Source organism: Streptomyces sp. NPDC036822 (assembly GCF_055609145.1).
In genome coordinates, this window is sequence record NZ_JBVJPY010000002.1 from 16,201 (window position 1) to 40,843 (window position 24,643).

Consider the following 24,643-nt stretch of genomic DNA (forward strand, 5'->3'; position numbering starts at 1 on the left):
GGACGATTTCCACTTCCGGAGAGGCGCGCGCTGGTGTTCTGGTTTTTGCTGATCGCGATGGTCGTGGTCGTCGCCGCGGTCACTCTGGCGGTGGTCGGCGGCGGCGACACCGAGGTGCTGCCCGAGGTGGCGCCGGAGCAGCTGGTGGACCCCCTGCCGGCGACCCGGCCCGTCGAACGCGCCGACGTCGAGGCGCTCCGCCTCCCGGTCACGGCCCGCGGCTACCGCATGGCGGACGTGGACGACGTGCTCGGGCGCCTGGGCGCCGAGCTCGCGGAGCGGGACGCGCGCATCGCCGAGCTGGAGGCCGAGCTGGCCGAGACGGCCCGCCGCGGCGGGGAAGAGGAGCGGTGAGCGGCGAGGCGGTCGCGGGCCCGGACGGGGCGCTCCGCTGCCCCTGGGGGCTGTCGACCCCGGACTACGTCACGTACCACGACAAGGAGTGGGGGCGGCCCGTCCGCGGCGACGACGCCCTCTTCGAGCGGCTGTGCCTGGAGGCCTTCCAGTCGGGGCTCTCGTGGATCACGATCCTGCGGAGGCGCGAGGGCTTCCGGCGTGCCTTCGCCGGCTTCGAGATCGCCGCGGTCGCCGAGTTCGACGAGACGGACCGCGAGCGGCTCCTCGCCGACGAGGGGATCATCCGCAACCGCGCCAAGGTGGACGCGACCCTCGCCAACGCGAAGGTGCTCGCCCAGTGGGAGCCGGGGGAGCTGGACACGCTGATCTGGTCGCACGCCCCGGATCCGGGGACCCGCCCCGCCCCGCTCACCACGGCGGACGTCCCGGCCGTCACCACCGAGTCCACGGCCCTGTCGAAGGCCCTCAAGAAGCGCGGCCTCCGCTTCATCGGCCCGACGACCGCCTACGCCCTGATGCAGGCCTGCGGCCTCGTCGACGACCATCTGAAGGACTGCGTCGCCCGAGGAGCGTGAGCGGCCCCTCTCCCGGCCTCACGGACGGGGGAAGGGCCGGACGGGACGTTCGAGGAACTCCCTAGCGGCCCAGGTACTTCGGGCGTTCCTTCGCGACGAACGCCTGGACCGCGATCGTGTGGTCCTCCGACGCGCCCGCCCTCGTCTGGAGTTCGTCCTCCTTCTCCAGGGCCTCGGCCAGCGAGTGGTCCGCGCCGTAGGCCAGGGACTCCTTGAGCGCCGCGTACGCCACCGTCGGCCCCTCCGCCAGCTTCCGGGCCACCGCGGCGGCCTCCTCGGCCAGGGACTCCGCCGGGACCAGCTTGTTCACGATGCCCAGCTCGTAGGCTTCCCGCGCGCCGATGGAGCGGGGGAAGAGCAGCAGGTCGGACGCCCGGCTCGCGCCGATCAGCCGGGGCAGCGTCCACGACACCCCGGAGTCGGCCGTCAACGCGACGCCCGCGAACGAGGTGTTGAACGCCGCCGTCTCCGCGACCACCCGGTAGTCGGCCGCCAGCGCGAAACCGAAGCCCGCCCCCGCCGCGACGCCGTTCACGCCCGCCACCACCGGCTTCCGCATGCCGGTCAGCGCCCGCACGATCGGGTTGTAGTGGTCCCGGACCGTGTTCATGGTCGCCCGCGTGCCGGACTCCTTGTCCGTCATCAGCAGACCGACGTGCTCCTTCAGGTCCTGGCCCACGCAGAAGGCCCGGTCGCCCGCCGCCGTCAGCAGCACCGCCCGTACGGCCGCGTCCGCCGCGGCGGTCTCCACCGCGTCCCGCAGCGCGACCTTCGCCTCGACGTTCATCGCGTTCATGGCCTCGGGCCGGTTGAGCGTGATCGTGGCGAGTCCGTCGCTCACTTCGTACAGCACGGTGTCGGCCATCGGCTTCCCTTCGCGTCTTCGCGTCCTTGACCCTCCCCCCGGCGTCGGCGGGGGGACCCCCAGCATGGCGGAGATCACCCACCCCGCACATGTGACCTGCGTCAAAGACATGCGGCGAAGCGGCGGCGAAGTATCGCAGGCCGATCGCCGAAATAGGTGGTTTTGAGAGAGCGCGTTGCACAAGCGATGCATCCCGATGTTGGTCATCGGGTCCTGTGATGCGGGATAATGACCTGGAAGCAATGTGTTCGATGCCGGTGACGCATGCTCCCCAACAGGAGCCGTCGGCTGAGATGAGCTGGTTTCAGGAAGGGGAACGAGCATGGCGGCCATGAAGCCGCGGACGGGCGACGGCCCGCTCGAGGTGACCAAGGAGGGGCGGGGCATCGTCATGCGCGTTCCGCTCGAAGGCGGCGGTCGGCTTGTCGTCGAGCTGACCCCGGACGAGGCCGAAGCCCTCGGCGACGCCCTGAAGCAGGTAGTCGGCTGACGCGACAACGCCAGGATTTCCCGCCTCTGCCCCGGCACGGTACCCACCGCGCCGGGGCAGAGGTGTCTCACCGCACGAGTCCGCGGGCGGATCGTCCCGGGTGTGACCGACACGACATCCGGCGATCGACACTCCGTCCGCCGCGGCGGATCCGACGGGGAGGCACCCCGTGCGGCGGATCCGGCCGGAGGCATCTCGTCCGGCGGATGCGGCCCGGGAAGGGCTCAGCCCCGGCGCACCGCGCACAACAGGCCGTCCCCGACCGGCAGCAGGGTCGGCAGCAGCTCCTGGCTCTCCCGGACCGCCCGCAGCAGCTCCCGCACCCGCAGGACCTCCGCCGGCTGAGCCGCCGAGTCGACCGTGCGGCCGTCGGCGAAGACGCCCTCGAAGCAGACAAGCCCCCCCGGTCGCAGCAGGCGCAACGATTCAGCGAGGTAGTCCAGGCACTCCAGCCGGTCGCCGTCGCAGAACACGAGGTCGTATCCGCCGTCCGCGAGGCGCGGCAGGACGTCCAGGGCGCGCCCGGGGATGAACCGCGCCCGGTTCCCGGCGAAGCCGGCCGCGCGGAACGCCGTCTTAGCGAACTGCTGGCGCTCCGGATCCAGGTCGACCGTGGTCAGTACCCCGTCCGGCCGCATCCCGTGCAACAGATAGATGCCGGACACGCCCGTGCCGGTGCCGATCTCCGCCACCGCCTTGGCGTCCGCCGTGGCCGCCAGCAGGCGCAGAGCGGCGCCGGTCCCCGGTGACACCGAGGGCAGCCCTGTCTCCCGGGCCCGCTCACGGGCCCAGCGCAGCGCTTCGTCCTCGGCGACAAAGGCGTCGGCGAACGCCCAGCTCGTCTGCCGGTTGGCGGTAATGGCCCTCTCCTGTCCCCGTAGTTGGCGCAACGGTGACTGTATCCGCTGCGTTCGGGAACCCGCAGATGGGACCGGGCGTTCCCCAAGGGTGAGGACGCGCAGGGAGCGACCGGCGAGCCGCCCCCAAATTCGCGTAAAGATTCTTATCCGGAGCTAACGGGCGGGGTGGCTATGGTAGGGGCTCCACTGGACACCACCAGAGCCGACAGGGGAGGTGCGGCTGCGCCTGGGGATCGGGGAGGAGTGCTTCGGCGTCTTCTCAGGTCGGCGGGTGAGCCGAAATCCGTGACCGACACCGCTGACCGTTTCCACACCGCCGACTCCGCACCCACCACCGCGACGTTCGCATCGGATGCGGAATCGCAGGCGTGGACTCCGCCCACATGGGAGGAGATCGTCAGCACGCACAGTGGCCGGGTCTATCGCCTCGCCTACCGGCTGACCGGCAACCAGCACGACGCCGAGGACCTCACCCAGGAGGTCTTCGTCCGCGTCTTCCGCTCGCTGTCGACGTACACGCCGGGCACCTTCGAGGGCTGGCTGCACCGCATCACCACCAACCTCTTCCTCGACATGGTCCGCCGCAAGCAGCGGATCCGTTTCGACGCGCTCGCCGACGACGCCGCCGAGCGGCTCCCCAGCCGGGAGCCCTCGCCGCAGCAGGTGTTCAACGACACCCACTTCGACGCCGACGTGCAGCAGGCCCTCGACACCCTCGCGCCCGAGTTCCGCGCCGCGGTCGTCCTCTGCGACATCGAAGGGCTCTCGTACGAGGAGATCGCCGCCACGCTCGGCGTGAAGCTCGGCACCGTGCGCAGCCGCATCCACCGCGGCCGCTCGCACCTCCGCAAGGCGCTGAAGCACCGCTCGCCCGAGGCCCGGGCGGAGCGCGCGCTGGCCGCCGTCGGCTGGGAGGGCGGGACGGCGTGAGCGGTACTCGTCCTGTCGGCCCGACCCCCGCGGAGCAGCACCTCGGAGACCGGCTCGCCGCCCTTGTCGACGGCGAACTGGGCCACGACGCCCGCGAGCGGGTCCTCGCGCACCTCGCGACCTGTGCCAAGTGCAAGGCGGAGGCCGACGCCCAGCGCAGGCTGAAGAGCGTCTTCGCCTCCGCGGCCCCTCCGCCCCCCTCCGCCGGGCTTCTCGCCCGTCTCCAGGGGCTACCCGGCGGGCCGGGTGATCCGGGGGGTGACGACCGTCGGGGGGGACCCTTCGACGACCTCTTCGACCTGCGCCGAACCGGCCCCGGCGGCGGGGGCGCCGGGATGACGTCCGACGGCTTCGCCACCGCGGCGGCCGTCTCACCGCACTCCGGCTTCCGTATCCACGAGGTCGGCCCCCGGCACGACCACGACCGTTCCCCCTGGCGGGGGCGGCGCTTCGGCATCGCCGCGGCCAGCGCGGTCTCCTTCGCCGCCATCGCCCTCGGCGGCGCCCTGCCGCTGGAGGCGTCGGTGAACGCCGGCGCGCGCGGTGAGGGCACGGGGAACACCGTGACCCCGCTGCGGGCCGCCGCCACGGGCACCGGCGGCACGGGTTCGGGCACGGGCGTCGGTACGAACGCCGGCACGGCCCCCGGGCGCGGAGCACGCTCCGGGGAGAGGTCGGCCCCCTACACGGCGACCACCCCTGGAGGCGTGACCTCGGCGCCCGGCACGGTCGTGCCCGGACCGCTGGTGCCAGGCGAGGCGGCGACCGACGGTGTCCCGGTGCCCGTGGTGGCCGTGCGGCTCCCGATGCCGCACACGCAGTCGCTGCTCGCGCTCTCGCCGTTCATACGCCCCACGGGGCCCGCCCTCCAGCTGGCCTTCGCGCCGGGACCGCTCCCGGCCGCCGGCCCGACGGTCACCCCGCCCGCGACCTCCCCGGCGGGCCCCGGCCCGTCCCCGACGCCGCTCATCGCACACCGCTGAGCCCGGACCTGGTTGAATCCAGGCAGGGGCGCCCGACGCAGGGGGGCGCGGACAGGTCAGCTGTTGCGGGGAGAGCATGGACGACGGGAAGCCCACCGGCCAGAAGCCGAAGTGGTGGAGCCGGCCAACGAGCACGCCGGACGCGCCGACGGCGGCACCGGTGCCATCGGTCGCGGACGAGGGAGACTTCACCCTCGCCGCGCCCACGAGTCCGGACCGGCCCGCGGGAGCGCCGGACGACGAGGGGACCGCGACGGACGTCGGGGCGACGGGGCCCGGGGGCGCTCCGGCCACGCCGGACGACTCGACCACGGCCTCGGACGGCCACCCGGTGGACCTCCTCGCGAAGCCGGACGCGTCGGCGGCGACCGCCGAGATCCCGGCGACGGCCGAGGCGCGGGACGCCCGCCCGGTGGACCGCCTCACGAAGCCGGAGCCGCCGACGGCGACGGCGTCGGCCGAAGCTCCGTCGGACGCCGTGGCGCCGGCCGCCGACGCGCACGTACCGCGGCAGAGCCCGCCACAGGCGCCGCCGCTTGCGGAGCCCCCGTCGCAGCCGCTGCACGAGCCGGACGAGTACCGCACCCCGCCCTACGGCGGACCGGGCCCGTGGGCGCCCGCCCCGCCCGTACAGCGCCCGGCCCCGGCCCACGCTCCGGCGCAGACGCACGCTCCGACCCACGCCCAGGCCCACGCTCCGGCCCCGGTTCCCACCCACGCCCAGGCCCACGCTCCGGCGCCGTCTCCCGCCGCCGCCTCCGGAGCTCCCGTACCGCCGCCGCAGCCGATGGCCCCACGGCCCGCCGGGCAGTGGGTGCAGTACGACCCCTGGTCCTCGCCGGGATCGGCCGCGGCCGTGGCGACGGCCGGCAAGCGCCGGTCCCGGCGGGCGCTCGGTCTTGTCGGCGCGCTCGTCCTGGCCCTGACGACCGGTGTCCTGGGCGGCGCGGTCGGCGCGTACGTCGAGCGCAACGGCGGCATCACCACCGTCGAGCTGCCCCAGGCCGGCGCCGAGGACTCCGGCCGCGCCCCCGACAGCGTCGCCGGCATCGCCGCCAGCGCCCTGCCCAGCGTGGTCACCCTGCACGTCAGCGGCGCGGGCTCGTCGGGCACCGGCACCGGTTTCGTCCTGGACACCAAGGGCCACATCCTCACCAACAACCACGTCGTCGACTCGGCGACCTCCGCCGGCGACATCTCGGTCACCTTCAGCAGCGGCGAGACCGCCCGCGCCAAGCTGGTCGGCAAGGACAGCGGCTACGACCTCGCCGTCGTCCAGGTCACCGGCGTCTCCGGCCTCAAGCCGCTGCCGCTCGGCAACTCCGACAACGTCCGCGTCGGCGACCCGGTCGTCGCCATCGGAGCCCCCTTCGACCTCCAGAACACCGTCACCTCCGGCATCATCAGCGCCAAGGAACGGCCCATCACGGCGGGCGGCGAGAAGGGCGACGGCAGTGACGTCAGCTACGTCGACGCCCTGCAGACCGACGCTCCGATAAACCCCGGCAACTCCGGTGGCCCGCTGGTCGACTCCAAGGCCCGCGTGATCGGCATCAACAGCGCCATCCGCGCCGCCGGCGACGGCACGGGCGGCGAGGGCGGCGGCCAGTCCGGATCCATCGGCCTGGGCTTCGCCATCCCGATCAACCAGGGCAAGCGCGTCGCCGAGGAGCTCATCAACACCGGCAAGGCCACCCACCCCGTCATCGGCGTCAGTCTCGACATGCAGTTCAGCGGCGACGGCGCGCGCGTCGGCGAGAAGGGCAAGGACGGTTCTCCGTCGGTCACCCCCGGCGGCCCGGCCGCCAAGGCGGGCATCCGCCCCGGTGACGTCATCACCAAGGTCGACGGCCAGCGGGTCCACAACGGCGAGGAGCTGATCGTGAAGATCCGCGCCCACCGCCCGGGCGACCGGCTGGAGCTGACCGTCCTGCGCGGCGGCAAGGAACAGACCAAGACGTTGACGCTCGGTTCCTCGCAGGGCACCTGAGCGCCATGTGGCAGACGCCGCACGGTACCCGCCCGGCAGTTTCGGCGGGTACCGTGGAGCGGGCCCCGGACCCCGTGTAAGGAGCAGCAAGGTGTTCAACGACCTAGGCATACTCGAGCTCGTCACGCTCGTGGTGCTCGCCGTGCTCATCTTCGGACCGGAAAAGCTGCCGAAGGTCATCCAGGACGTCTCGCGCTTCATCCGCAAGGTCCGCGACTTCTCCGAGAGCGCGAAGCAGGACATCCGCACGGAGCTGGGGCCGGAGTTCAAGGACTTCGAGTTCGAGGACCTCAACCCGAAGACCTTCCTCCGCAAGCAGCTGGAGGACAGCGAGGACTTCAAGGAGCTGAAGGAGCTGCGCGGCAGCTTCGACCTCAAGAAGGAGATGAACGACGTCGCCGACGCGGTCCACGGCCGTGAACAGGCGACGGCGTCCGCCTCCTCCGTCGCGGCCGGAGCGGTCCCCGCCGCGGTCAACGGCTCCGCCGACGCGTTGACCAAGAAGCAGGACAAGCCGGACTCGACCGAGCGACCTCCGTACGACTCCGACGCGACCTGACACAACCTGGTGCAACCCGGTCGCTATCCTCCATCTGTTGTCCGCCGACGCGGACACGACGGATCGAGGAGGCGGCCGAGATGGAGACCACGAGTCGGGTGGAGGGGAAGCCCGCGGCCCGGCGCACGGCCGAGGGCTATCAGCGCGCGCACTTCGCCTGGTACGGCCTTGACGACGCGTTCACGGGCGAGCGGTGGCTGATGCAGGTCGGCACGGCGGCGGACGGGACCGTCCAGCACGGGTCGATGGGCCACGGCGACGAGCCGTCCATAAAGTCCGACGCGAGCGGGCCGGAGAAGGAGCGCTTCGCGGTCGTCGTCACGGTCGCCGCGAGCCCCGTACGCCGCACGGGTGACGGTACGGGAGTGCTGGACGCCACCACGGTCTCCTCCGCGGCCTGGCTGGCCGGCTCCGGGCTTCTGGCGTACACCTGGCCCGCCCAGATGGACCACACGCTCCGCGACGACTGGCTGGACCAGCAGACGGAGACGGCCTTCGAGCTGGCGGACGACCTGGACGGCCCGGAGTGGTCGTCGCTGTCGCTTCCCGTGGACGGGGTCCCGATGCCCTTCCACTACCGCGAGTCGGAGTTCGGGTGGGTCCTGGCGGGCGAGACCAGGGCCGGGGTGCACATCGGCGCGTACGGGCGGGGCATGAGCGCGTACGGCCTCGGCTTCGCCGCGGTGGCGGACCTCGGCGCGTACCGCTGACGGCCAAAGCCACACCGCGGGCGCGGGGGCGCCCGTCTGCCCTTGCGGGACAGGGCCGCGCGGAGACGCATGTCCGAGCGTACGAGGAAGGGCGCCGCTCGTCGTGAGCGGCGCCCTTCCCCGTGGTGTTCCGGGTGGGTCCTCAGAACTTGTTGCGCGGGGTGATGCCCAGGCTCATGCCCGACAGGCCCCGCGCGCGGCCGCCCAGCTTGCCCGCGATCGCCCGCAGGGCCGAGCCGGCCGGGGACTCCGGGTCCGTCAGGACGACCGGCTTGCCCTCGTCGCCGCCCTCGCGCAGGCGGACGTCGATCGGGATCGAGCCGAGGACCGGCACGGTGGTACCGGTCGTCTTCGTCAGACCGTCGGCGACCCGCTGGCCGCCGCCCGTGCCGAAGACGTCCACCATCTCGTCGCAGTGCGGGCACGGCAGGCCCGCCATGTTCTCCACGACGCCGACGATCTTCTGGTGGGTCTGCACGGCGATCGAGCCGGCCCGCTCGGCCACCTCGGCCGCGGCCTGCTGCGGGGTCGTGACCACCAGGATCTCGGCGTTCGGGACCAACTGGGCCACCGAGATGGCGATGTCGCCGGTGCCCGGCGGCAGGTCGAGGAGAAGGACGTCCAGGTCACCCCAGTAGACGTCGGCGAGGAACTGCTGGAGCGCCCGGTGGAGCATCGGGCCACGCCACACGACCGGGGCGTTGCCCGGGGTGAACATGCCGATGGAGATGACCTTCACGCCGTTCGCGGACGGCGGCATGATCATGTTCTCGACCTGGGTGGGGCGACCGTCCGCGCCCAGCATGCGGGGCACCGAGTGGCCGTAGATGTCGGCGTCGACGACGCCGACCTTCAGGCCGTCCGCGGCCATCGCCGCGGCCAGGTTCACGGTCACGGAGGACTTTCCGACACCGCCCTTGCCGGACGCCACCGCGTACACGCGGGTCAGCGAACCGGGCTTGGCGAAGGGCACCTCACGCTCGGCCGTCGTCCCGCGCAGGGCCGCGGCCAGCTCCTTGCGCTGCTCGTCGCTCATCACGTCCAGCGTGACGTCGACGCCCGTGACGCCCTCCACCCGCGAGACGGCGTCGGTGACGCGCTGGGTGATCGTGTCGCGCATCGGGCAGCCGGAGACGGTGAGGTAGACCGTGACGGCGACCCTGCCGTCGGATCCGATCTCCACCGACTTGACCATGCCGAGTTCGGTGATCGGTTTGTTGATCTCGGGATCGTTCACCGTCGCCAGCGCTTCGCGCACCGCGTCTTCCGTAGCCATACGGACGATGGTACGGCGCCGACCACCCGGCCCGGAAAGACCCGTCAGCGGTCGGGTACGTCACTTCTGGGATCGCCCACGGGAGGGAATAGATCCCGGTGCTCCCGATGGCCGTCCCGGCGCTCCTCCATCTCCTTGATCAGGTCCTGGAGCTCCGACCGGATCCAGTCACGGGTGGCGACCTCCCCCAGGCCCATCCGCAGCGCCGCGATCTCCCGGGTCAGGTACTCCGTGTCGGCGATCGACCGCTCGTTCTGCTTGCGGTCCTGCTCGAGGTTGACCCGGTCGCGGTCGTCCTGCCGGTTCTGGGCGAGCAGGATCAGCGGCGCCGCGTACGAGGCCTGGAGCGACAGGGCGAGCGTCAGGAAGATGAACGGGTACTCGTCGAACTTCAGCGAGGCCGGGGCGAAGATGTTCCACAGCACCCAGACGACGATCGTCAGCGTCATCCAGACCAGGAAGCGCCCCGTCCCCAGGAAGCGGGCGATCCGCTCCGAGAGCCGCCCGAACGCCTCGGGGTCGTACTCCGGCAGCAGCCTGGACCGCCGCTCGCGCGGCAGGTCGAGCCGGATACGGGGCATGGCCCGCTCCCGGTCGCGCTCCCGTTCCCGCTCGCGCTCCCGTTCCCGGTCCTGGGTCCGCTCAGCCGCCATTCCCGTGCCCCTCGTCGTGGAACTCCGTCTCCCGCCAGTCCTCCGGCAGCAGGTGGTCGAGGACGTCGTCGACGGTGACCGCGCCGAGCAGGGACCCGCCCTCGTCCACCACCGGCGCCGCGACCATGTTGTACGCGGCGAGATAACTGGTCACCGCGGGCAGCGCGGTCCCCGGCGAGAGCGGCGGAAGGTCACTGTCCACCAGTGAGCTGACCAGCGTGAACGGCGGGTCCCGCAGCAGCCGCTGGAAGTGCACCATGCCCAGGTACTTCCCCGTCGGCGTCTCGTCCGGCGGCCGGCAGACGTACACCTGCGCCGCCAGCGCCGGGGAGAGGTCCTGCTGCCGCACGCGGGCCAGGGCGTCCGCGACCGTGGCGTCGGGCCGCAGCACGATCGGCTCGGTCGTCATCAGACCGCCCGCCGTCCGGTCCTCGTACGCGAGCAGCCGGCGCACGTCCGCGGCGTCGTCCGGCCGCATCAGGGTCAGCAGCCGCTCCTTGTCCTCCTCGGGCAGCTCGGAGAGCAGGTCGGCCGCGTCGTCCGGGTCCATCGCCTCCAGGACGTCCGCGGCGCGCTCCTCCTTCAGCTTGCCGAGGATCTCGATCTGGTCGTCCTCCGGCAGCTCCTCCAGGACGTCGGCCAGCCGGTCGTCGTCGAGCGCGGCCGCCACCTCGGCGCGCCGCTTGGGGGAGAGGTGGTGCAGGACGTTGGCCAGGTCGGCCGGGCGCAGCCGCTCGAAGGTGGCCACCAGGTTCTCGGCGCCCTGCCCCTCCTCCTCCAGCGAGAAGCCGGTCACCGCGGACCACTCCACGGTCAGCGTCTCTCCCTTGCGGCGCAGCGCCCCGCCCTTGCCGCGCCGGACGAAGACCTTGTCGATCTCCCAGTCGCGGCGGGCCGGCAGCTGCTGGATGGCCACGTCGAGCACGGTGACCTCCTCGTCGCTCTCGACCAGACGCACGCGCCGGTCGAGCAGTTCGCCCAGGACGAGCCGCTCGGTGGGCCGCTGCTCGAACCGCCGCATGTTCACCACGCCCGTGGTGATGACCTGGCCCGACTCGACGCCCGTGATCCGGGTCATCGGCACGAAGACCCGGCGGCGGCTGAGCACCTCGACGACCATGCCGAGCAGCCGGGGCGGGCGGCGGCCCACCCGCAGCATCGCCACGAGGTCCCTGACCCGGCCCACCTGGTCGCCGTTGGGATCGAACACGGGCACGCCGGCGAGGTGGGAGACGAAGACCCGGGGGGCGCCTGCCGCCATGCCACGCGCCTCCTCGGTGCCGCACGATTCGCATCCTTGCTCAGCTTTGCCTGATTCAGGCTAGCCCGTGCCCTTCCGGCGCGCCCCGGCAGAGCCCCCGTACGGCTGCCTGCGGCCTCGGCTTCCGTCCCGGGTACGCTGCGGACTGCTCCATTCCCCTCCCGCCCCGACACGAGAGGCAGCGCAGGTGGCCGCTCTCCCTCCGACATCGCGTATTCGCAGGGCCGTCCTGCCCGTGGCGCTCGGCGCCGGGCTGACGGCGGTGCTCGCCGGCTGCGCCGCGGACCCGGACGAGGGGACGAACGGGGTCGGGAAGCTATCGGCCTCGGCCATCGAGGAGAAGGCCCAGTCGGCGGCGGACACGGCGAAGTCGGTGCGGCTGGCCGGGACGCTGGTCAGCAAGGGCGGTACGTACAAGCTGAACATGCGGCTCAAGCAGGACGGCGCGAGCGGCTCCGTGACGACGAAGAACAGCACCTTCGAACTGCTGCGGGTCGGCGAGGCGCTCTATCTGAAGGCCGACGCGGGCTTCTGGGAGCACGAGGACAAGCCGTCGGGGACGCCGAGCGGCTCGGACGGCGACGCCGACGGCGACGCGGACAGCGACGCGGCCGACAAGCTCGACGACATGTACGTGAAGGTGCCGCAGGACGACCCCTCGTACAAGCAGCTGCGCGGCTTCACCGACATGGACCTGCTCCTCGACGGGCTCATCGGCCTGCACGGGGACGTGGTCAAGGGCGACCGCGACAAGATCGGCGGCTTGCGGACGGTCAAAGTCAAGGGCGGCGAGGACGGTGAGGGCGGCACGCTCGACGTGTCGCTGGACGGGACCCCCTTCCCGCTCCAGTTCGCCCGGGGCGGCGGAGCCGGCGTGGTGGTCCTCTCCGAGTGGGACAAGGACTTCCCGCTGGAGGAGCCCGCGGCCGGCCAGACCCTGGACTACGGCAAGCAGCTGCCGCGGACGTGACGGACCGCCCCGCCTCGGGGCGCCGCCGCGCGGTCAGCGCTTGCGGCGCTTGAGGAGCAGACGGGGGAGGGCGGCCGGGACGGGGCGGCGGGTCGTCGCGTCCGTGGGCAGCGGCACCGCGGCGAGGGAGCCGTCCGGCAGGTCCGTCGTGGAGGTCAGCGGGGTCAGCCGCAGGACCCGGCACTCCCGCGCCCACCGCTCGGGCATCGCCTCGCCGTCGGTCGCGTTCAGGCGCTTGCCCTTCAGCTCGGCGACCGCCGCGTCCCACTCCTCCGTACCCGGAGCCAGCTCGCTCACCGACGCCGTCCAGGCGACGATCCGGCCGCCCTTGTCCTTGGAGCGGACGGTCACCTCGGCGGTGGACCCGGCCACCAGGCCGGGGAGCGGCTGCTCACCGGGGCCGTCGCCCACCACGTGCGCCGCACCCTCGTGCCAGACGTGCCACAGCGCCCGGGCCCCGGCCGGCGCGTCGCCCCGGACCCAGATGAGGCCTGACTTCTTGGTGGCCTCCTCGACGAGCGCGGGACCGAGCGGCGTACGTGTCATGACAGGCAGCCTATCGAGAGCCCGTCGTGCCGCGGCCCGCCCGGGCGACAGCACGCGCACACGGCTCAGAGCCAGCCGTTGCGCTTGAGCGTGCGGTGGATGGTGAAACAGATCGCCGTGATGCCGAGGAGCACCATCGGGTAGCCGTAACGCCAGTGCAGCTCCGGCATGTGGTCGAAGTTCATGCCGTACACCCCGCACACCGCCGTCGGGACGGCCACGATCGCCGCCCAGGAGGTGATCTTGCGCATGTCCTCGTTCTGGGCGACGGTCGCCTGCGCCAGATTGGCCTGGAGGATGGAGTTGAGCAGCTCGTCGAAGCCGACGACCTGCTCCTGGACGCGCGCGAGGTGGTCGGCGACGTCACGGAAGTACTTCTGGATGTCCGGGTCGACCAGCCGCATCGGGCGCTCGCTCAGCAGCTGCATCGGGCGCTGGAGCGGGGTCACGGCCCGCTTGAACTCCAGTACCTCGCGCTTGAGCTGGTAGATCCGGCCGGTGTCGGCGCCGCGCGTGGAGCCCTTGGCGGGAGGGGAGAAGACGTCGATCTCGATCTGGTCGATGTCGAGCTCGACCGCGTCCGCGACCGCGATGTAGCCGTCGACGACGTGGTCGGCGATGGCGTGCAGGACGGCCGAGGGTCCCTTGCACAGCAGCTCGGGCTCGCCCTGGAGGCGGTGCCGGAGGTTGCGCAGCGAGCCCTGCCCGCCGTGCCGGACGGTGATGACGAAGTCCGGGCCGGTGAAGCACATCACCTCGCCGGTCTCGACGACCTCGCTGGTGGCGGTGAGAGCGGCGTGCTCCACGTAGTGGATGGTCTTGAAGACCGTGAAGAGGGTGTCGTCGTACCGCTCCAGCTTGGGCCGCTGGTGGGCGTGGACGGCGTCCTCGACGGCGAGCGGGTGGAGCCCGAACTCGGCGGCGATACCGGCGAATTCGCCCTCGGTCGGCTCGTGCAGACCGATCCAGGCGAAGCCGCCGCTCTCCCGCACCTGGCGCATCGCGCCGCGCGGGGTGAGGCAGTCGAGGTCGTCCACGCGGCGCCCGTCGCGGTAGACGGCGCAGTCCACGACGGCGCTGGAGGCGGACGGGTCGCGGGTCGAGTCGTAGGCCGCGTAGGGGGTGCTGGGCTTGCGCAGGGAGGGCCGCAGGGACGGGCGGACCGCGGCACGCAGGTCACGGATCATCGACATCTGGCATGCTCCTTCACGTCAGAGCCGCCGGCGAGGCGTGGCACAGCCCGGAATGGGGGCGTGGACCTGATGTCCTACGTCCGCAAAGCGGGCGGCACCGCGGGATCGCGGTGACGGCGTTCGCTACAGACAGGCAAAGGCGAAATGCTCTTCCGTCGTGCGCGATGCCGGGGGACCGGGCCGCGGAAAGGGCCTTGGATCACCGGAAACGGGAGAAACGCACCGGGCTCGGGTGCGGGGCGGAAGAGCGGTTGGTACTGCCCGATCGACTTCGATCCACCGCAGCCCCACCTCCTCCGGCCGGTCCCCCTTGGGGGATGACGTGTGACGTGTAGTCGGGAGTCCCGACCAGCGGCCAAGACTATCAGCCGACAGAGGGTCAATCCCTTCCTTTGCCCGCTGCGTACGCGCTTTATGCTCACCGCATGGGACAAGTTCTTGCTCTGGTCGAGGCCCGTTTGCGCACGGCGCTCGGCGATCCGGACGCGCGTGCCGCCGTGACGTTCCTCGGCACGGACCGGGTCGAGGTGCTCCGTTTCGTCGACGGGGACGTGGTCCGGTACGCGACGCTCGGCATGTCGGCGCAGCCGATGGCCGACCCCACGGCCGCGCTCGCGGACCCGGTGAAGGGCCCCCGCGCGGAACTGGTCCTCTCGGTACGAGGCGGGCTCGCCGACACCGACAAGGTGCTGCGCCCGCTCGCGGTGCTGGCCTCGGCCCCGCAGGTCGAGGGGGTGATCGTGGCCGCCGGCGCCTCGCTCGACGTCGGTGAACCCCTGTGGCCGGGTGCCCCGTTCAGCTCGGTGCTCGTCGCGGAGTCGGGCGGCCTGGTGGAGGACCTGGAGCTGGACGAGCCGATGGATCCGGTCCGTTTCCTGCCGCTGCTGCCGATGACGTCCAACGAGGCGGCGTGGAAGCGGGTCCACGGGGCGAAGGCCCTGGAGGAGCGCTGGCTGACGCACGGCACGGACCTGCGCGATCCGTTGCGCGCGTCGGTCCGGCTGGACTGAGGGGGCCGGACGGCCGGGGTGGACCTGCGGAAGGCCGGGTCGGCGGAGTCGGTGCGGGCGGCTCCGGTCGTGGGTGCGCCACTCGCATGGGTGAGCGGTCCACGAAGGTGGCCGGCCGGCGTTTCGGGGGAGCCCTGTGCGGCGGATGCGGGGGATCCGTGGCCCGTTCGGGGTCGTCGTCCGGTCGTCACTCTCGGAATCCCGCCACTCCAGACGGGTGATCGTCCTTGACGTGGACGCGGTGGGGTAGGACCGTTGAGCCCTATGAGGGGCGAACCCAGTTGCCCGAAGTGCGGTGGCCGGGTCAGGGCGCCCGGACTTTTTGCCGACTCCTGGCAGTGCGACACGCACGGCTCGGTGCACCCGCTGCAACCCGTGATTCCGCCCAGCGTCGAAGCCCTCGGTGTCGTCGTGCACCGGGCGCAGGTCCCGGTGTGGATGCCGTGGCCCCTGCCGGTGGGCTGGCTCTTCACCGGGGTCGCGTACGCCGGTGACGACCGCAGCGGCGGCCGCGCGACGGCGGTCGCCTGTTCCGGGCCCGGGCCGCTCGGCGGGCTGGGGGAGCTGCTGCTGATCGCCGAGGAACTCGGCGTCGGTCTCGGCGCGCGGTACGCCGGCATCGACGGACCCGACCCCGGCCCCGGCATGGCCATCGACAAACCGGCCCACACCAAGGTCCTGGCCGCGGGCCGCCCGACCCCGCTGTGGCACGTCAACGGCTCCCCGCAGGACCGCGCGGTCTTCGCGGGGGAGGCGCGCGGACTCTGGCTGTGGGCGATCGTCTGGCCCGAGCAGTCGGGCCTGCTGATGTACGACGAGCTGGTGCTGACGGATCTGCGGGACGCGGGGGCGGAAGTGGAGCTGCTGCCGTGCGGCGCGCTGACGCCGCGTCTGCTGAAGTGACCGCCCGAGCCGCCGGCCGCGCCGGAGCGGCGGGACGGGCGGAGACGCTCGGCGCGTAACGCCGCGTCCGGTCGGCTGTCAGCCGCACCCGGCGGAGCCGTCAGGCCGTTTCCGGTCGGTGCGTCGGTGCGTCGGTGCGTCGGTGCGTCGGTGCGTCGGTGCGTCGGTGCGTCGGTGCGTCGGTGCGTCGGTCGCAGCCGGTCCGGGCACCTGGCCGCCTCCGGTCGGCGGCGGCACCCGGTTCGGGCGTCCGGCCGTGTCGGGTCGGCGCGTCGGCCGGTCCCGGTCGGCGCGTTCGCCGGACCGCCGCTCCGGGGGAAGGGCCGGGGCCGGGGTGTTCGATTCGCCCGTTATGCTGGAGCGTCCCCCTCGTCCGCCCCGAGCCTCCGGAGTACCGCGTCGTGCGTATCGACCTGCACACCCACTCCACGGCGTCGGACGGCACGGACTCCCCGGCCGACCTGGTCCGGCACGCGGCCGCCGCGGGGCTCGACGTCGTCGCCCTCACCGACCACGACACCACGCGCGGCCACGCCGAGGCGATCGCCGCGCTCCCCGAGGGGCTCACCCTCGTGACCGGTGCCGAGCTGTCCTGCCGGCTCGACGGTGTCGGTCTGCACATGCTGGCGTACCTCTTCGACGCCGACGAGCCCGCGCTCGCCGCCGAGCGCGAGCTCGTCCGGGACGACCGGGTGCCGCGCGCGCAGGCCATGGTCGGCAGGCTCCAGGAGCTGGGCGTCCCCGTCACCTGGGACCAGGTGGCCCGGATCGCGGGAGACGGCTCCGTGGGCCGCCCGCACGTCGCGGAGGCGCTCGTCGAGCTCGGGGTCGTCCCCGACGTCTCCGGCGCCTTCACGCCGCAGTGGCTCGCGAACGGCGGACGGGCGCACGTCGAGAAGCACGAACTGGACCCCTTCGACGCGATCCGCCTGGTCAAGGCGGCCGGCGGCGTCACCGTCTTCGCGCACCCGCTCGCCGTCAAGCGCGGCGAGGTCGTGCCGGAGGCCGCGATAGCCCGGCTCGCCGAGGCCGGTCTCGACGGCATCGAGATCGACCACATGGACCACGACGAGGCGACCCGCGCCCGGCTGCGGGGGCTCGCCAAGGAGCTGGGGCTGCTGGCCACCGGCTCCAGCGACTACCACGGCAGCCGCAAGACGTGCCGCCTCGGCGAGTACACCACCGACCCCGAGATCTACGGCGAGATCACCCGCCGCGCCACAGGGGCCTTCCCGGTCCCGGGCGCGGGCGGACGCGCCTGACTCAAGGCGCGGCTCCGGTCCTCCCCTGCGGGGACTCCGGTCCCGGCGCGGCTCCGGTGCTTCGGCTCGGATTGTCGGCTTCGGTGCTTCGGCGCCGGTGCGTGCCCCGGTTCCCGACTTCGGGGCTTCGGCTTCGGCGTGCCACGGCGGCCCCGAGGGGCTCTCAGGCGGTCCTGACGGTGCGATTCCGTGAGCGGCCCGGCCCCTCGCGGGCCCCGGTCCTCACGGGTCCGAAGCCGTGGCCGGTCCGGGTGCCGACCGTCCCGGGCCTCGCCGTCCCGGGTCCTCACGGCACAGCCCTCGGGCCCCGCGTCCGTACGGCCCGAAGCCGTGACCGGTGCGTACCGTCCCAGGTGCGCTCGGGTCCTCGTCCGTCGCGGGGCCCGTGCCCGGCCGCCGGACGGTCCGGGACCGGCGTCTTCCGTGCGGGGGCCCGGCCGGCGACCGTCGGCGGGATCGGCTCCGCACCGGCCGCACGCGCCCGCGCCCGGCCGCCCCGGCCCGCGCCGCCACGACCCCACCCCGGTGCCCCCCAGGGGAGCACCCCCCTCCTCGTACACCCCAACTCGCGCAAGGCTCACCGTGTTCGACGTCGCCGTCTTCGGCTCGCTCTTCCTGACCCTTTTTGTGATCATGGATCCCCCCGGGATCACCCCGATCTTCCTCGCCCTCACCTCCGGCCGCCCGGTCAAGGTGCAGCGCCGCATGGCCTGGCAGGCCGTCGCCGTCGCCTTCGGCGTCATCACCGTTTTCGGCATCCTCGGGCAGCAGATCCTCGACTACCTGCACGTCTCCGTCCCCGCGCTGATGATCGCGGGCGGTCTCCTGCTCCTGCTCATCGCGCTCGACCTGCTCACCGGCAAGACCGACGAACCCAAGCAGACCAAGGACGTCAACGTCGCCCTCGTCCCTCTCGGCATGCCGCTGCTCGCCGGGCCCGGTGCGATCGTGTCCGTGATCCTCGCGGTCCAGCACGCCGACGGCGTCAGCGCGCAGATCTCCGTCTGGGCCGCGATCGTCGCCATGCACGTCGTGCTCTGGCTGACCATGCGCAACTCGCTGCTGATCATCCGCGTCATCAAGGACGGCGGCGTCGTGCTGGTCACCCGGCTCGCCGGCATGATGCTGTCGGCCATCGCCGTGCAGCAGATCATCAACGGCGTGACCCAGGTCATCCAGGGCTCCTGAGCCCCGCTCCGGACACGGCCCCGGTCGCCGTGAACGTCACTGCGCCCCCGTACGGATTCCGGTCGACGGAGTCCATGCGGGGGCGCGGTGCGTGAAAGGGGTGCCTGACGGCGTTATGAGGCCGAGGTCTCGGCCGGGCGGATCCAGATGCGCTGGCCGATCGAAGCGGCCTGCTGCACGATCCGGTTGACGGAGGCGGCGTCCACGACGGTCCGGTCGACGGGCGTGCCGTCGATGTCGTCAAGTCGCAGGATTTCGAAGCGCATGGGGGCTTCTCCCTTCGTCTGAGTTGATCCTCCATGTAAGGAGAACTGCGTTACGTACGGCTACAACGGCATGCATCCTGCAAACATTCCCTACGCTAAGGAAAATTTTCGGATGCCTAACTAATGGTGTCACGTGACCTTGGCGGGAGCCCCGTGGCGGGCGGAGAATGAGCCCCGTATGAACGACGCAGAGAACCCCCAGACGCCGCCCGTACCGTCCCTCGACCAGCTCCGGGCCCTCGGCGCCCGCGTGGAGCGCACCAACGAGCTCCTTCAGCGGATGCTGGCGGAAGTGGCGAAGACTCCTTCTACCCACGCCATCTTCGTCGACGCGGGTTACGTCTATGCTGCGGCCGGGTTGCTGGTCGTGGGCACCGAGGACCGGCGCTCCTTCGACCTCGACGCCGAGGGGCTCATCGAGGCCTTCATCGACAAGGCCCGCTCGCTCTTCGCGGACAGCCGGCTGCTGCGGGTGTACTGGTACGACGGCGCCCGGCGCCGCAGCCACACCCCCGAGCAGCAGTCGATCGCCGAGCTGCCGGACGTCAAGGTCCGCCTCGGCAACCTCAACGCGAACAACCAGCAGAAGGGCGTCGACTCCCTCATCCGCTCCGACCTCGAGTCCCTCGCCCGGCACCGCGCCATCAGCGACGCCGCCCTCGTCGGCGGCGACGAGGACCTCGTCTCGGCCGTCGAGGCCGCCCAGGGCTACGGCGCCCGCGTCCACCTCTGGGGGATCGAGGCCGCCGAGGGGCGCAACCAGGCCGAGCCGCTGCTGTGGGAGGTCGACAGCCAGCGCACCTTCGACCTCGACTTCTGCCGCCCATACGTGACCCGCCGGCCGGTCACGACGTACGAGAACGAGGGCGAGCCTCCGCCCTCGCGCGAGGAGGCCCGCTTCATCGGCGCCCAGATCGCGGCCACCTGGCTCGGCGAGCGCGGCCGGGACGCGATGGCCGAGCTGCTGCCCGGCCACCCCTATCTGCCCGGGCCGGTCGACCAGGACCTGCTCATCGAGGCGGAGAAGCTCCTCAGCCGGTCCCTGCGCGGCCACGCCGCCCTGCGCAGGGCGCTGCGCGACGGGTTCTGGCAGCACCTCCAGAACCAGTTCTGACGGAGCGGCCCGGGCAGCTCGCCCGGAACGGCCTCAGCAGCGCTCCCAGAACGCGGTCAGCCGGTCGGCCAGCTCCTGGGGGTGCGACACGTTCGGGGAATGGCCCGCGCCCACCACCACCGTGTGGTGGGCGCCGGTCCTGCGCGCGGCGGCCGCGAGTTCGGCCACCGTCCAGACCATCTCGCCGTCACCGTACGCGATGTGCAGCGGGACCGTCAGCCGGGACAGCTGGTCCGTCCCGTCCCGGTCGCGACGCAACAGCCTCCCGGTGGCGGAGAGCTGGATGATCCGCGTACGCATCCAGCGGCGCCGCAGGAACAGCACGATCTCCGGCGGGTCGACGACGCCCGGCGCCTCGCCCCGGCTGTCCAGCCAGCGGGTGGCCAGCCACACCCGTTCCTTGGGCAGCAGGGCCAGCGCGCCCCGCAGCATCCGCACCCGCACGCGCTGGGGGCGGGCGACCCGGCCGGGCCCCGAGGAGAGCAGAGTGAGCGACCGGAACGCCTCCGGCGCCTGCCACGCCGCCGCCCGGGCCACCAGGCCGCCGAACGAGTGCCCCAGCAGATGCACCGGCCCGTCCCCGAGCGCCACCGCCTGGGCGACGGCGTCGAGGGCCAGCGCCTGCCTGCTGTACGCGGACCGGTGGCGCGGCCCCGGAGTCTCGTGCTGCCCCCGGCCGTCCACGGCCACGGCGCGGTAGCCGGCGTCGCTCAGCGGCCCCAGCAGCGCGAGGAAGTCCTCCTTGCTGCCGGTGTAGCCGGGCAGCAGCAGCACCGTGCCCCGCCTCTCGCCGACAGGCGCGGCGTCCAGGACGGCGAAGCTGCCGCGCCCCGTCAGCAGCCGGTAGGCGCGGGTGCGGGGCGGCAGCGCCAGGGACCGGGGCTTGCTCATGTCAGGACTGTATCCGCAGCTGGGAGGCGTTCGGAGGGGCCGCCCTCTACGATGATCACTTTCGAACAGGGGAGGGAAATGTGAAACGCCGGCTACGACGACTCACGGTCGTCCTGTCACTCTTCGGTCTGCTGCTGACGGGGGCCGCGCCGGCCTCGGCGGCGAGCACCACCGCGACGTACACGGTCTGGCACTGGAACGTCTCGGGCAACGTGATGTGGGACGGACAGACCACCGGGGGCATGGTCACCAAGGCCGTTTCGTCCATCAGCAACCGCGACGCGGACTTCGTGTCGTTCAACGAGATCTGTTTCGGCCAGTACAGGGCGATCCAGCAGGGCCTGGTCGCGGCCGGCTGGCCCGAGGACACGGGCAACTTCTCGCGCTTCGCCGAGACGCTCGCCCCGCGTGCCGGGCTCTGCGACGGGCAGTCCGGGTTCGGCAACGCCCTGTTCAGCAAGGCGGCGCTGGGCTCCTCACGCCAGTACCCGCTGCCGGCGGACACCCCGACGGCGGCGAAGCCGACGCCCGAGCCCCGCAAGATGCTGTGCGCGCCGCTGGCGGCCCGGGCGCTGATGAAGTTCTGCACCGTGCACATCACCACCAGCAACGTCGTGGGCGCGGGGGAGACCCGGGCCGACAACGTCCGCCAGCTCGACGAGGTCCGGTCGGTCCTGGACGGCTTCGACGCGGCGGGCGAGACCTATCTCATCGCGGGCGACTTCAACGCCCAGCCGAGCTACGGCCGGCTGAACGCGTACTACGCGCCCTCGGTCGCCACCGGCAACAACGCGGACAACACCGGCGCCCACCGTGAGCTGGACGACGCGGACCCGGCGTACTGCCCGGGGTACGGCGAGTGGACCGCCGACGCCGTGCCCGGGACGGCGCCGCCGTGCGGGGGGAAGGCGAAGATCGACCACGTCTTCGTACGGGAGAGCCGCGTCGCCGGTGCCTACAGCGCCGACTCCCTGGCCATCGCGACCGGCTGCACGGTGCCCGACCCGATGGCCCCGCCGGCCGACCCGACCCAGTGCTCCGACCACCGGATCGTCGTCGGGACGGTGCCCGTCCTGATCGGCTGACATCCCCGGAGGGGACGGCGGCCCTTCCCTGGGAAGGGGACCGGCCGTCATGGAACGACACGGCGGCCCGGCCCCCTCAGGAGGGGGCCGGGCCGCCGTGTCGTGGTGCGGCGCGGGCGTCAGCTCTCCGGCTGGGCGGCCGCGGCCTTCTTCGTCGTACGCCGACGCGGGGCCTTGGGGGCCTCGGTCGTCGCCTCGACGGCCTCCGCCGGGGCGGCGGCCGTCTTCTTGGTGGTGCGGCGGCGCGGGGCCGTCTTCGGCTCCGACGCGTCCGGGGCCTCGGCGGTCACGGTCTTCTTGGCCGCACGGCGGCGGGGAGCCTTGGGGGCCTCCTCGACGGTCTCGGCGACCTCGGCGGCCACGGGAGCCTCCGCTGCCGCGGCGGCCTTCTTGGTCGTCCGGCGGCGGGGAGCCTTGGGGGCCTCCTCGACCGTCTCGGTGACCTCGGCGACCTCGGTGACCACCGGGGCGGCCTCGGCGGCCTTCCTGGCGGTGCGACGACGCGGGACCTTCGGGGCCTCCTCGACGACCTCGACCGGCGCCGGCGCCACGGTGGTGGCGGCGGCAGCGGCCGCGGCGGCGGCCGCCGCGGTCTCCGGAGTCTGGAAGGTCACCGTCTCGGCCTCGGGCCGGGCGATCCGGGCGCGGCGGCGGCGCGGGGCCTTGGGGGCCTCCTCGACCGTCTCCACGGCCACGGGAGCCGCCTGGGCGACCGGCGCCTTCTCGGCCACGCGAGCCACGCGAGCCGCGGGGGCCTTGGCGGGGGCCTCGGGGACCTCCGCGACCGCAGTGGCGGCGGGGGCCACGGCCGTCGCGACGCCGCCCGTGCGGGTGCGGCGACGACGGCGCGGGGTGCGCGGCTCCGCCGACTCGTCCTCCGCCACCGGGGCGGCGGACGGAGCGGTCGTGGCGGCGGCGGTGGTGGCGGCGGTCTCGTCGACCGTCGCCCCGCCCCGCGTACGGCGACGCTGGCGCGGGGTGCGCGTACGGGCCGGGCGCTCCTCGGCCGGGGCGGCCGGGGCCGCCTTCTTCCGGCCGCGTCCGCCGGGCTCGCCCAGGTCCTCGAGCTCCTCCGCGCCCAGACCCGCGCGGGTCCGCTCGGCACGCGGCAGGACACCCTTGGTGCCCGCCGGGATGTCCAGCTCCTCGAAGAGGTGCGGCGAGGTGGAGTACGTCTCCGGCGGGTCCGGGAAGCCGAGGTCGAGCGTCTTGTTGATCAGCTGCCAGCGCGGGATGTCGTCCCAGTCGACGAGGGTGACGGCGATGCCCTTGGCCCCCGCGCGGCCGGTACGGCCGATGCGGTGGAGGTAGGTCTTCTCGTCCTCGGGCGACTGGTAGTTGATCACGTGCGTGACGCCGTCGACGTCGATGCCCCGCGCGGCGACGTCGGTGCAGACGAGCACGTCGACCTTGCCGTTGCGGAACGCGCGCAGGGCCTGCTCGCGCGCGCCCTGGCCGAGGTCGCCGTGGACCGCGCCCGAGGCGAAGCCGCGCTGGGCGAGCTGGTCGGCGATGTCGGCCGCCGTGCGCTTGGTGCGGCAGAAGATCATCGCGAGCCCGCGGCCGTTGGCCTGCAGGATGCGGGACACCATCTCCGGCTTGTCCATGGAGTGCGCGCGGTAGACGCGCTGCGTGGTGTTGCGCACGGTCGCGCCCTCGTCGTCCGGCGAGGTGGCGTTGATGTGCGTGGGCTGCGACATGTAGCGACGGGCCAGGCCGATGACGGCGCCCGGCATGGTCGCCGAGAACAGCATGGTCTGACGCTTCACCGGAAGCATCTTGATGATCTTCTCGACGTCGGGCAGGAAGCCCAGGTCGAGCATCTCGTCCGCCTCGTCGAGGACCAGGGCCCTGACGTGGGAGAGATCGAGCTTGCGCTGGCCGGCCAGGTCGAGCAGCCGGCCGGGGGTGCCGACGATCACGTCGACGCCCTTCTTGAGGGCCTCGACCTGGGGCTCGTACGCCCGGCCGCCGTAGATGGCGAGCACGCGGACGTTACGGACCTTGCCGGCGGTCAGCAGGTCGTTCGTGACCTGGGTGCACAGCTCACGGGTGGGGACGACCACCAGCGCCTGCGGCGCGTCGGTCAGCTGCTCGGGGCGCGCCCGGCCGGCCTCGACGTCCGCGGGGACGGTGACCCGCTCCAGGAGGGGCAGTCCGAAACCGAGCGTCTTGCCGGTGCCGGTCTTGGCCTGGCCGATGACGTCGCTGCCGGAGAGCGCGACCGGGAGGGTCATCTCCTGGATGGGGAAGGGGGACACGATGCCGACGGCTTCGAGCGCCTCGGCCGTCTCGGGAAGGATCCCGAGCTCTCGGAAAGTCGTAGTCAGGGTGCTGCCTCTTCTGTGAGACGCGGCGTGAGGCGAACGAAGGGGGTCGTACCGTGCCGATTCACTTCCGGCCGGATCGGACACGTCCCGGATCGGTCGGATCCTGGATCATGAAGATCACTACCGGGTGGCACGGGACCACTGCCGTCGCTCGAGCGTCATACCGCTTGAGGGACCCTTCCGCGGTGCGCGGGGAGGGCTGTCGGGTCGGAGCCAGTCGGGCCACCGACCGGGCATCCTCATTCATGAGATGGCCCCCCGGGTACGTCCGAACGTGCGAAAGCATGTCCGCATACTCAGCAGGCGCTTTATCACTGTACCCCGGATTCGCGCAGGTGTGTTGGGAGAATTCGTAATGAGGGCGCGGTCACAGTGA

General features: G+C 72.7%; 25 protein-coding genes. 15 read left to right on the forward strand and 10 right to left on the reverse strand.

Translation table 11 applies throughout. The annotated features are described in order from the left end of the window. The first annotated feature begins 33 nt into the window (after window positions 1–33). Together ACZ68P_RS04480 and ACZ68P_RS04485 are read left to right on the forward strand one after the other, a co-directional pair. Window positions 34–354 carry a hypothetical protein gene (locus ACZ68P_RS04480; RefSeq protein ID WP_471002519.1) on the forward strand — a complete coding sequence of 107 codons (321 nt, stop codon included), beginning with the start codon at window positions 34–36 and terminating at the stop codon, window positions 352–354. After that, window positions 351–932 carry a DNA-3-methyladenine glycosylase I gene (locus ACZ68P_RS04485; protein WP_471002522.1) on the forward strand — a complete coding sequence of 194 codons (582 nt, stop codon included), beginning with the start codon at window positions 351–353 and terminating at the stop codon, window positions 930–932. The genes ACZ68P_RS04480 and ACZ68P_RS04485 overlap by 4 nt, the downstream gene beginning before the upstream one ends. Window positions 933–993: 61 nt before the next feature. On the opposite strand, the gene chcB is transcribed toward ACZ68P_RS04485, so the two are convergent. Next, window positions 994–1,797 (reverse strand): 2-cyclohexenylcarbonyl CoA isomerase, encoded by an 804-nt coding sequence (chcB, locus tag ACZ68P_RS04490; RefSeq protein WP_471002525.1) that lies wholly within the window; start codon window positions 1,795–1,797, stop codon window positions 994–996. A 322-nt stretch (window positions 1,798–2,119) separates the two neighbouring features. On the opposite strand from chcB, the gene ACZ68P_RS04495 reads away from it, so the two are divergent. Further along, window positions 2,120–2,287 carry a DUF3117 domain-containing protein gene (locus tag ACZ68P_RS04495; protein ID WP_006346801.1) on the forward strand — a complete coding sequence of 56 codons (168 nt, stop codon included), beginning with the start codon at window positions 2,120–2,122 and terminating at the stop codon, window positions 2,285–2,287. A 224-nt stretch (window positions 2,288–2,511) separates the two neighbouring features. On the opposite strand, the gene ACZ68P_RS04500 is transcribed toward ACZ68P_RS04495, so the two are convergent. Beyond that, window positions 2,512–3,177: an O-methyltransferase gene (locus ACZ68P_RS04500; RefSeq protein ID WP_471002528.1), complete on the reverse strand. Its 666-nt coding sequence runs from the start codon at window positions 3,175–3,177 to the stop codon at window positions 2,512–2,514. 141 nt (window positions 3,178–3,318) lie between these two features. Here ACZ68P_RS04500 and sigE point away from each other — a divergent pair, with 141 nt between their 5' ends. From sigE to ACZ68P_RS04525, 5 genes are all read left to right on the forward strand, one after another. Further along, window positions 3,319–4,077, forward strand: coding sequence for an RNA polymerase sigma factor SigE (gene sigE, locus ACZ68P_RS04505; protein WP_471002531.1), 759 nt, complete (start codon window positions 3,319–3,321; stop codon window positions 4,075–4,077). Beyond that, window positions 4,074–5,060 (forward strand): anti-sigma factor family protein, encoded by a 987-nt coding sequence (locus tag ACZ68P_RS04510; RefSeq protein WP_471002534.1) that lies wholly within the window; start codon window positions 4,074–4,076, stop codon window positions 5,058–5,060. Before sigE ends, ACZ68P_RS04510 begins: the two co-directional genes overlap by 4 nt. Window positions 5,061–5,136: 76 nt before the next feature. Continuing rightward, window positions 5,137–7,050 (forward strand): S1C family serine protease, encoded by a 1,914-nt coding sequence (locus ACZ68P_RS04515; protein WP_471002537.1) that lies wholly within the window; start codon window positions 5,137–5,139, stop codon window positions 7,048–7,050. A gap of 91 nt (window positions 7,051–7,141) precedes the next feature. Beyond that, on the forward strand, window positions 7,142–7,609 hold the full coding sequence (locus tag ACZ68P_RS04520) for a sec-independent translocase (protein WP_471002540.1): 468 nt from the start codon (window positions 7,142–7,144) through the stop codon (window positions 7,607–7,609). A gap of 80 nt (window positions 7,610–7,689) precedes the next feature. Next, the gene (locus tag ACZ68P_RS04525) at window positions 7,690–8,319 is read left to right on the forward strand and encodes a hypothetical protein (protein WP_471002544.1); all 630 of its coding nucleotides are present in this window, start codon (window positions 7,690–7,692) and stop codon (window positions 8,317–8,319) included. A 142-nt stretch (window positions 8,320–8,461) separates the two neighbouring features. On the opposite strand, the gene ACZ68P_RS04530 is transcribed toward ACZ68P_RS04525, so the two are convergent. Genes ACZ68P_RS04530 through ACZ68P_RS04540 form a run of 3 tightly spaced genes read right to left on the reverse strand, consistent with a single transcriptional unit; the run spans window position 8,462 to window position 11,509 of the window. Beyond that, window positions 8,462–9,595, reverse strand: coding sequence for an Mrp/NBP35 family ATP-binding protein (locus ACZ68P_RS04530; RefSeq protein WP_471002547.1), 1,134 nt, complete (start codon window positions 9,593–9,595; stop codon window positions 8,462–8,464). Window positions 9,596–9,639: 44 nt separating this feature from the next. Beyond that, on the reverse strand, window positions 9,640–10,248 hold the full coding sequence (locus ACZ68P_RS04535; RefSeq protein ID WP_471002550.1) for a DUF1003 domain-containing protein: 609 nt from the start codon (window positions 10,246–10,248) through the stop codon (window positions 9,640–9,642). Next, window positions 10,238–11,509 carry a magnesium transporter MgtE N-terminal domain-containing protein gene (locus ACZ68P_RS04540; protein ID WP_471002553.1) on the reverse strand — a complete coding sequence of 424 codons (1,272 nt, stop codon included), beginning with the start codon at window positions 11,507–11,509 and terminating at the stop codon, window positions 10,238–10,240. The genes ACZ68P_RS04535 and ACZ68P_RS04540 overlap by 11 nt, the downstream gene beginning before the upstream one ends. Before the next feature lie 187 nt (window positions 11,510–11,696). On the opposite strand from ACZ68P_RS04540, the gene ACZ68P_RS04545 reads away from it, so the two are divergent. After that, window positions 11,697–12,479 carry a hypothetical protein gene (locus ACZ68P_RS04545; protein ID WP_471002556.1) on the forward strand — a complete coding sequence of 261 codons (783 nt, stop codon included), beginning with the start codon at window positions 11,697–11,699 and terminating at the stop codon, window positions 12,477–12,479. A gap of 33 nt (window positions 12,480–12,512) precedes the next feature. On the opposite strand, the gene ACZ68P_RS04550 is transcribed toward ACZ68P_RS04545, so the two are convergent. Together ACZ68P_RS04550 and ACZ68P_RS04555 are read right to left on the reverse strand one after the other, a co-directional pair. Continuing rightward, a complete protein-coding gene (locus ACZ68P_RS04550; protein ID WP_471002559.1) occupies window positions 12,513–13,025 on the reverse strand; it encodes a hypothetical protein in 513 nt (170 codons plus the stop codon). A gap of 65 nt (window positions 13,026–13,090) precedes the next feature. Further along, window positions 13,091–14,218, reverse strand: a complete 1,128-nt coding sequence (locus ACZ68P_RS04555) for a magnesium and cobalt transport protein CorA (RefSeq protein WP_471002562.1) — start codon at window positions 14,216–14,218, stop codon at window positions 13,091–13,093. Between the two features lie 425 nt (window positions 14,219–14,643). Between ACZ68P_RS04555 and ACZ68P_RS04560 the strand changes: the two genes are divergently transcribed. The 4 genes from ACZ68P_RS04560 to ACZ68P_RS04575 all read left to right on the forward strand — a co-directional run bounded on the left by ACZ68P_RS04560 (window position 14,644) and on the right by ACZ68P_RS04575 (window position 18,581). Then, on the forward strand, window positions 14,644–15,228 hold the full coding sequence (locus ACZ68P_RS04560; RefSeq protein WP_471002565.1) for a suppressor of fused domain protein: 585 nt from the start codon (window positions 14,644–14,646) through the stop codon (window positions 15,226–15,228). Between the two features lie 264 nt (window positions 15,229–15,492). Next, entirely contained in the window at window positions 15,493–16,131 is a 639-nt protein-coding gene (locus ACZ68P_RS04565) for a DUF6758 family protein (RefSeq protein ID WP_365714453.1), read from the forward strand. 401 nt (window positions 16,132–16,532) lie between these two features. Further along, on the forward strand, window positions 16,533–17,393 hold the full coding sequence (locus ACZ68P_RS04570) for a PHP domain-containing protein (RefSeq protein WP_471002568.1): 861 nt from the start codon (window positions 16,533–16,535) through the stop codon (window positions 17,391–17,393). Between the two features lie 582 nt (window positions 17,394–17,975). Continuing rightward, window positions 17,976–18,581 (forward strand): MarC family protein, encoded by a 606-nt coding sequence (locus tag ACZ68P_RS04575; protein ID WP_365714455.1) that lies wholly within the window; start codon window positions 17,976–17,978, stop codon window positions 18,579–18,581. A gap of 113 nt (window positions 18,582–18,694) precedes the next feature. On the opposite strand, the gene ACZ68P_RS04580 is transcribed toward ACZ68P_RS04575, so the two are convergent. Beyond that, on the reverse strand, window positions 18,695–18,847 hold the full coding sequence (locus ACZ68P_RS04580; protein ID WP_086024648.1) for a hypothetical protein: 153 nt from the start codon (window positions 18,845–18,847) through the stop codon (window positions 18,695–18,697). Between the two features lie 178 nt (window positions 18,848–19,025). On the opposite strand from ACZ68P_RS04580, the gene ACZ68P_RS04585 reads away from it, so the two are divergent. Then, on the forward strand, window positions 19,026–19,961 hold the full coding sequence (locus tag ACZ68P_RS04585; RefSeq protein ID WP_471002573.1) for an NYN domain-containing protein: 936 nt from the start codon (window positions 19,026–19,028) through the stop codon (window positions 19,959–19,961). Between the two features lie 33 nt (window positions 19,962–19,994). Here the strand turns inward: ACZ68P_RS04585 and ACZ68P_RS04590 are convergent, their stop codons facing one another. Then, window positions 19,995–20,852: an alpha/beta fold hydrolase gene (locus tag ACZ68P_RS04590; protein ID WP_471002575.1), complete on the reverse strand. Its 858-nt coding sequence runs from the start codon at window positions 20,850–20,852 to the stop codon at window positions 19,995–19,997. A gap of 80 nt (window positions 20,853–20,932) precedes the next feature. Between ACZ68P_RS04590 and ACZ68P_RS04595 the strand changes: the two genes are divergently transcribed. Continuing rightward, entirely contained in the window at window positions 20,933–21,937 is a 1,005-nt protein-coding gene (locus ACZ68P_RS04595; RefSeq protein WP_471002577.1) for an endonuclease/exonuclease/phosphatase family protein, read from the forward strand. 119 nt (window positions 21,938–22,056) lie between these two features. Here ACZ68P_RS04595 and ACZ68P_RS04600 read toward each other — a convergent pair whose 3' ends face one another. Beyond that, a complete protein-coding gene (locus ACZ68P_RS04600; RefSeq protein ID WP_471002580.1) occupies window positions 22,057–24,198 on the reverse strand; it encodes a DEAD/DEAH box helicase in 2,142 nt (713 codons plus the stop codon). Between the last annotated feature and the right edge of the window lie 445 nt (window positions 24,199–24,643).

Coding starts and splice junctions, on each gene's coding strand:
- ACZ68P_RS04550 (WP_471002559.1), bottom strand. CDS start 13,025: ATGACACGTACGCCGCTCGGTCCCGCGCTCGTCGAGGAGGCCACCAAG.
- ACZ68P_RS04525 (WP_471002544.1), top strand. CDS start 7,690: ATGGAGACCACGAGTCGGGTGGAGGGGAAGCCCGCGGCCCGGCGCACG.
- ACZ68P_RS04565 (WP_365714453.1), top strand. CDS start 15,493: ATGAGGGGCGAACCCAGTTGCCCGAAGTGCGGTGGCCGGGTCAGGGCG.
- chcB (WP_471002525.1), bottom strand. CDS start 1,797: ATGGCCGACACCGTGCTGTACGAAGTGAGCGACGGACTCGCCACGATC.
- ACZ68P_RS04580 (WP_086024648.1), bottom strand. CDS start 18,847: ATGCGCTTCGAAATCCTGCGACTTGACGACATCGACGGCACGCCCGTC.
- ACZ68P_RS04590 (WP_471002575.1), bottom strand. CDS start 20,852: ATGAGCAAGCCCCGGTCCCTGGCGCTGCCGCCCCGCACCCGCGCCTAC.
- ACZ68P_RS04515 (WP_471002537.1), top strand. CDS start 5,137: ATGGACGACGGGAAGCCCACCGGCCAGAAGCCGAAGTGGTGGAGCCGG.
- ACZ68P_RS04535 (WP_471002550.1), bottom strand. CDS start 10,248: ATGGCGGCTGAGCGGACCCAGGACCGGGAACGGGAGCGCGAGCGGGAA.
- ACZ68P_RS04585 (WP_471002573.1), top strand. CDS start 19,026: ATGAACGACGCAGAGAACCCCCAGACGCCGCCCGTACCGTCCCTCGAC.
- ACZ68P_RS04540 (WP_471002553.1), bottom strand. CDS start 11,509: ATGGCGGCAGGCGCCCCCCGGGTCTTCGTCTCCCACCTCGCCGGCGTG.
- ACZ68P_RS04530 (WP_471002547.1), bottom strand. CDS start 9,595: ATGGCTACGGAAGACGCGGTGCGCGAAGCGCTGGCGACGGTGAACGAT.
- sigE (WP_471002531.1), top strand. CDS start 3,319: ATGGTAGGGGCTCCACTGGACACCACCAGAGCCGACAGGGGAGGTGCG.
- ACZ68P_RS04495 (WP_006346801.1), top strand. CDS start 2,120: ATGGCGGCCATGAAGCCGCGGACGGGCGACGGCCCGCTCGAGGTGACC.
- ACZ68P_RS04555 (WP_471002562.1), bottom strand. CDS start 14,218: ATGTCGATGATCCGTGACCTGCGTGCCGCGGTCCGCCCGTCCCTGCGG.
- ACZ68P_RS04560 (WP_471002565.1), top strand. CDS start 14,644: ATGGGACAAGTTCTTGCTCTGGTCGAGGCCCGTTTGCGCACGGCGCTC.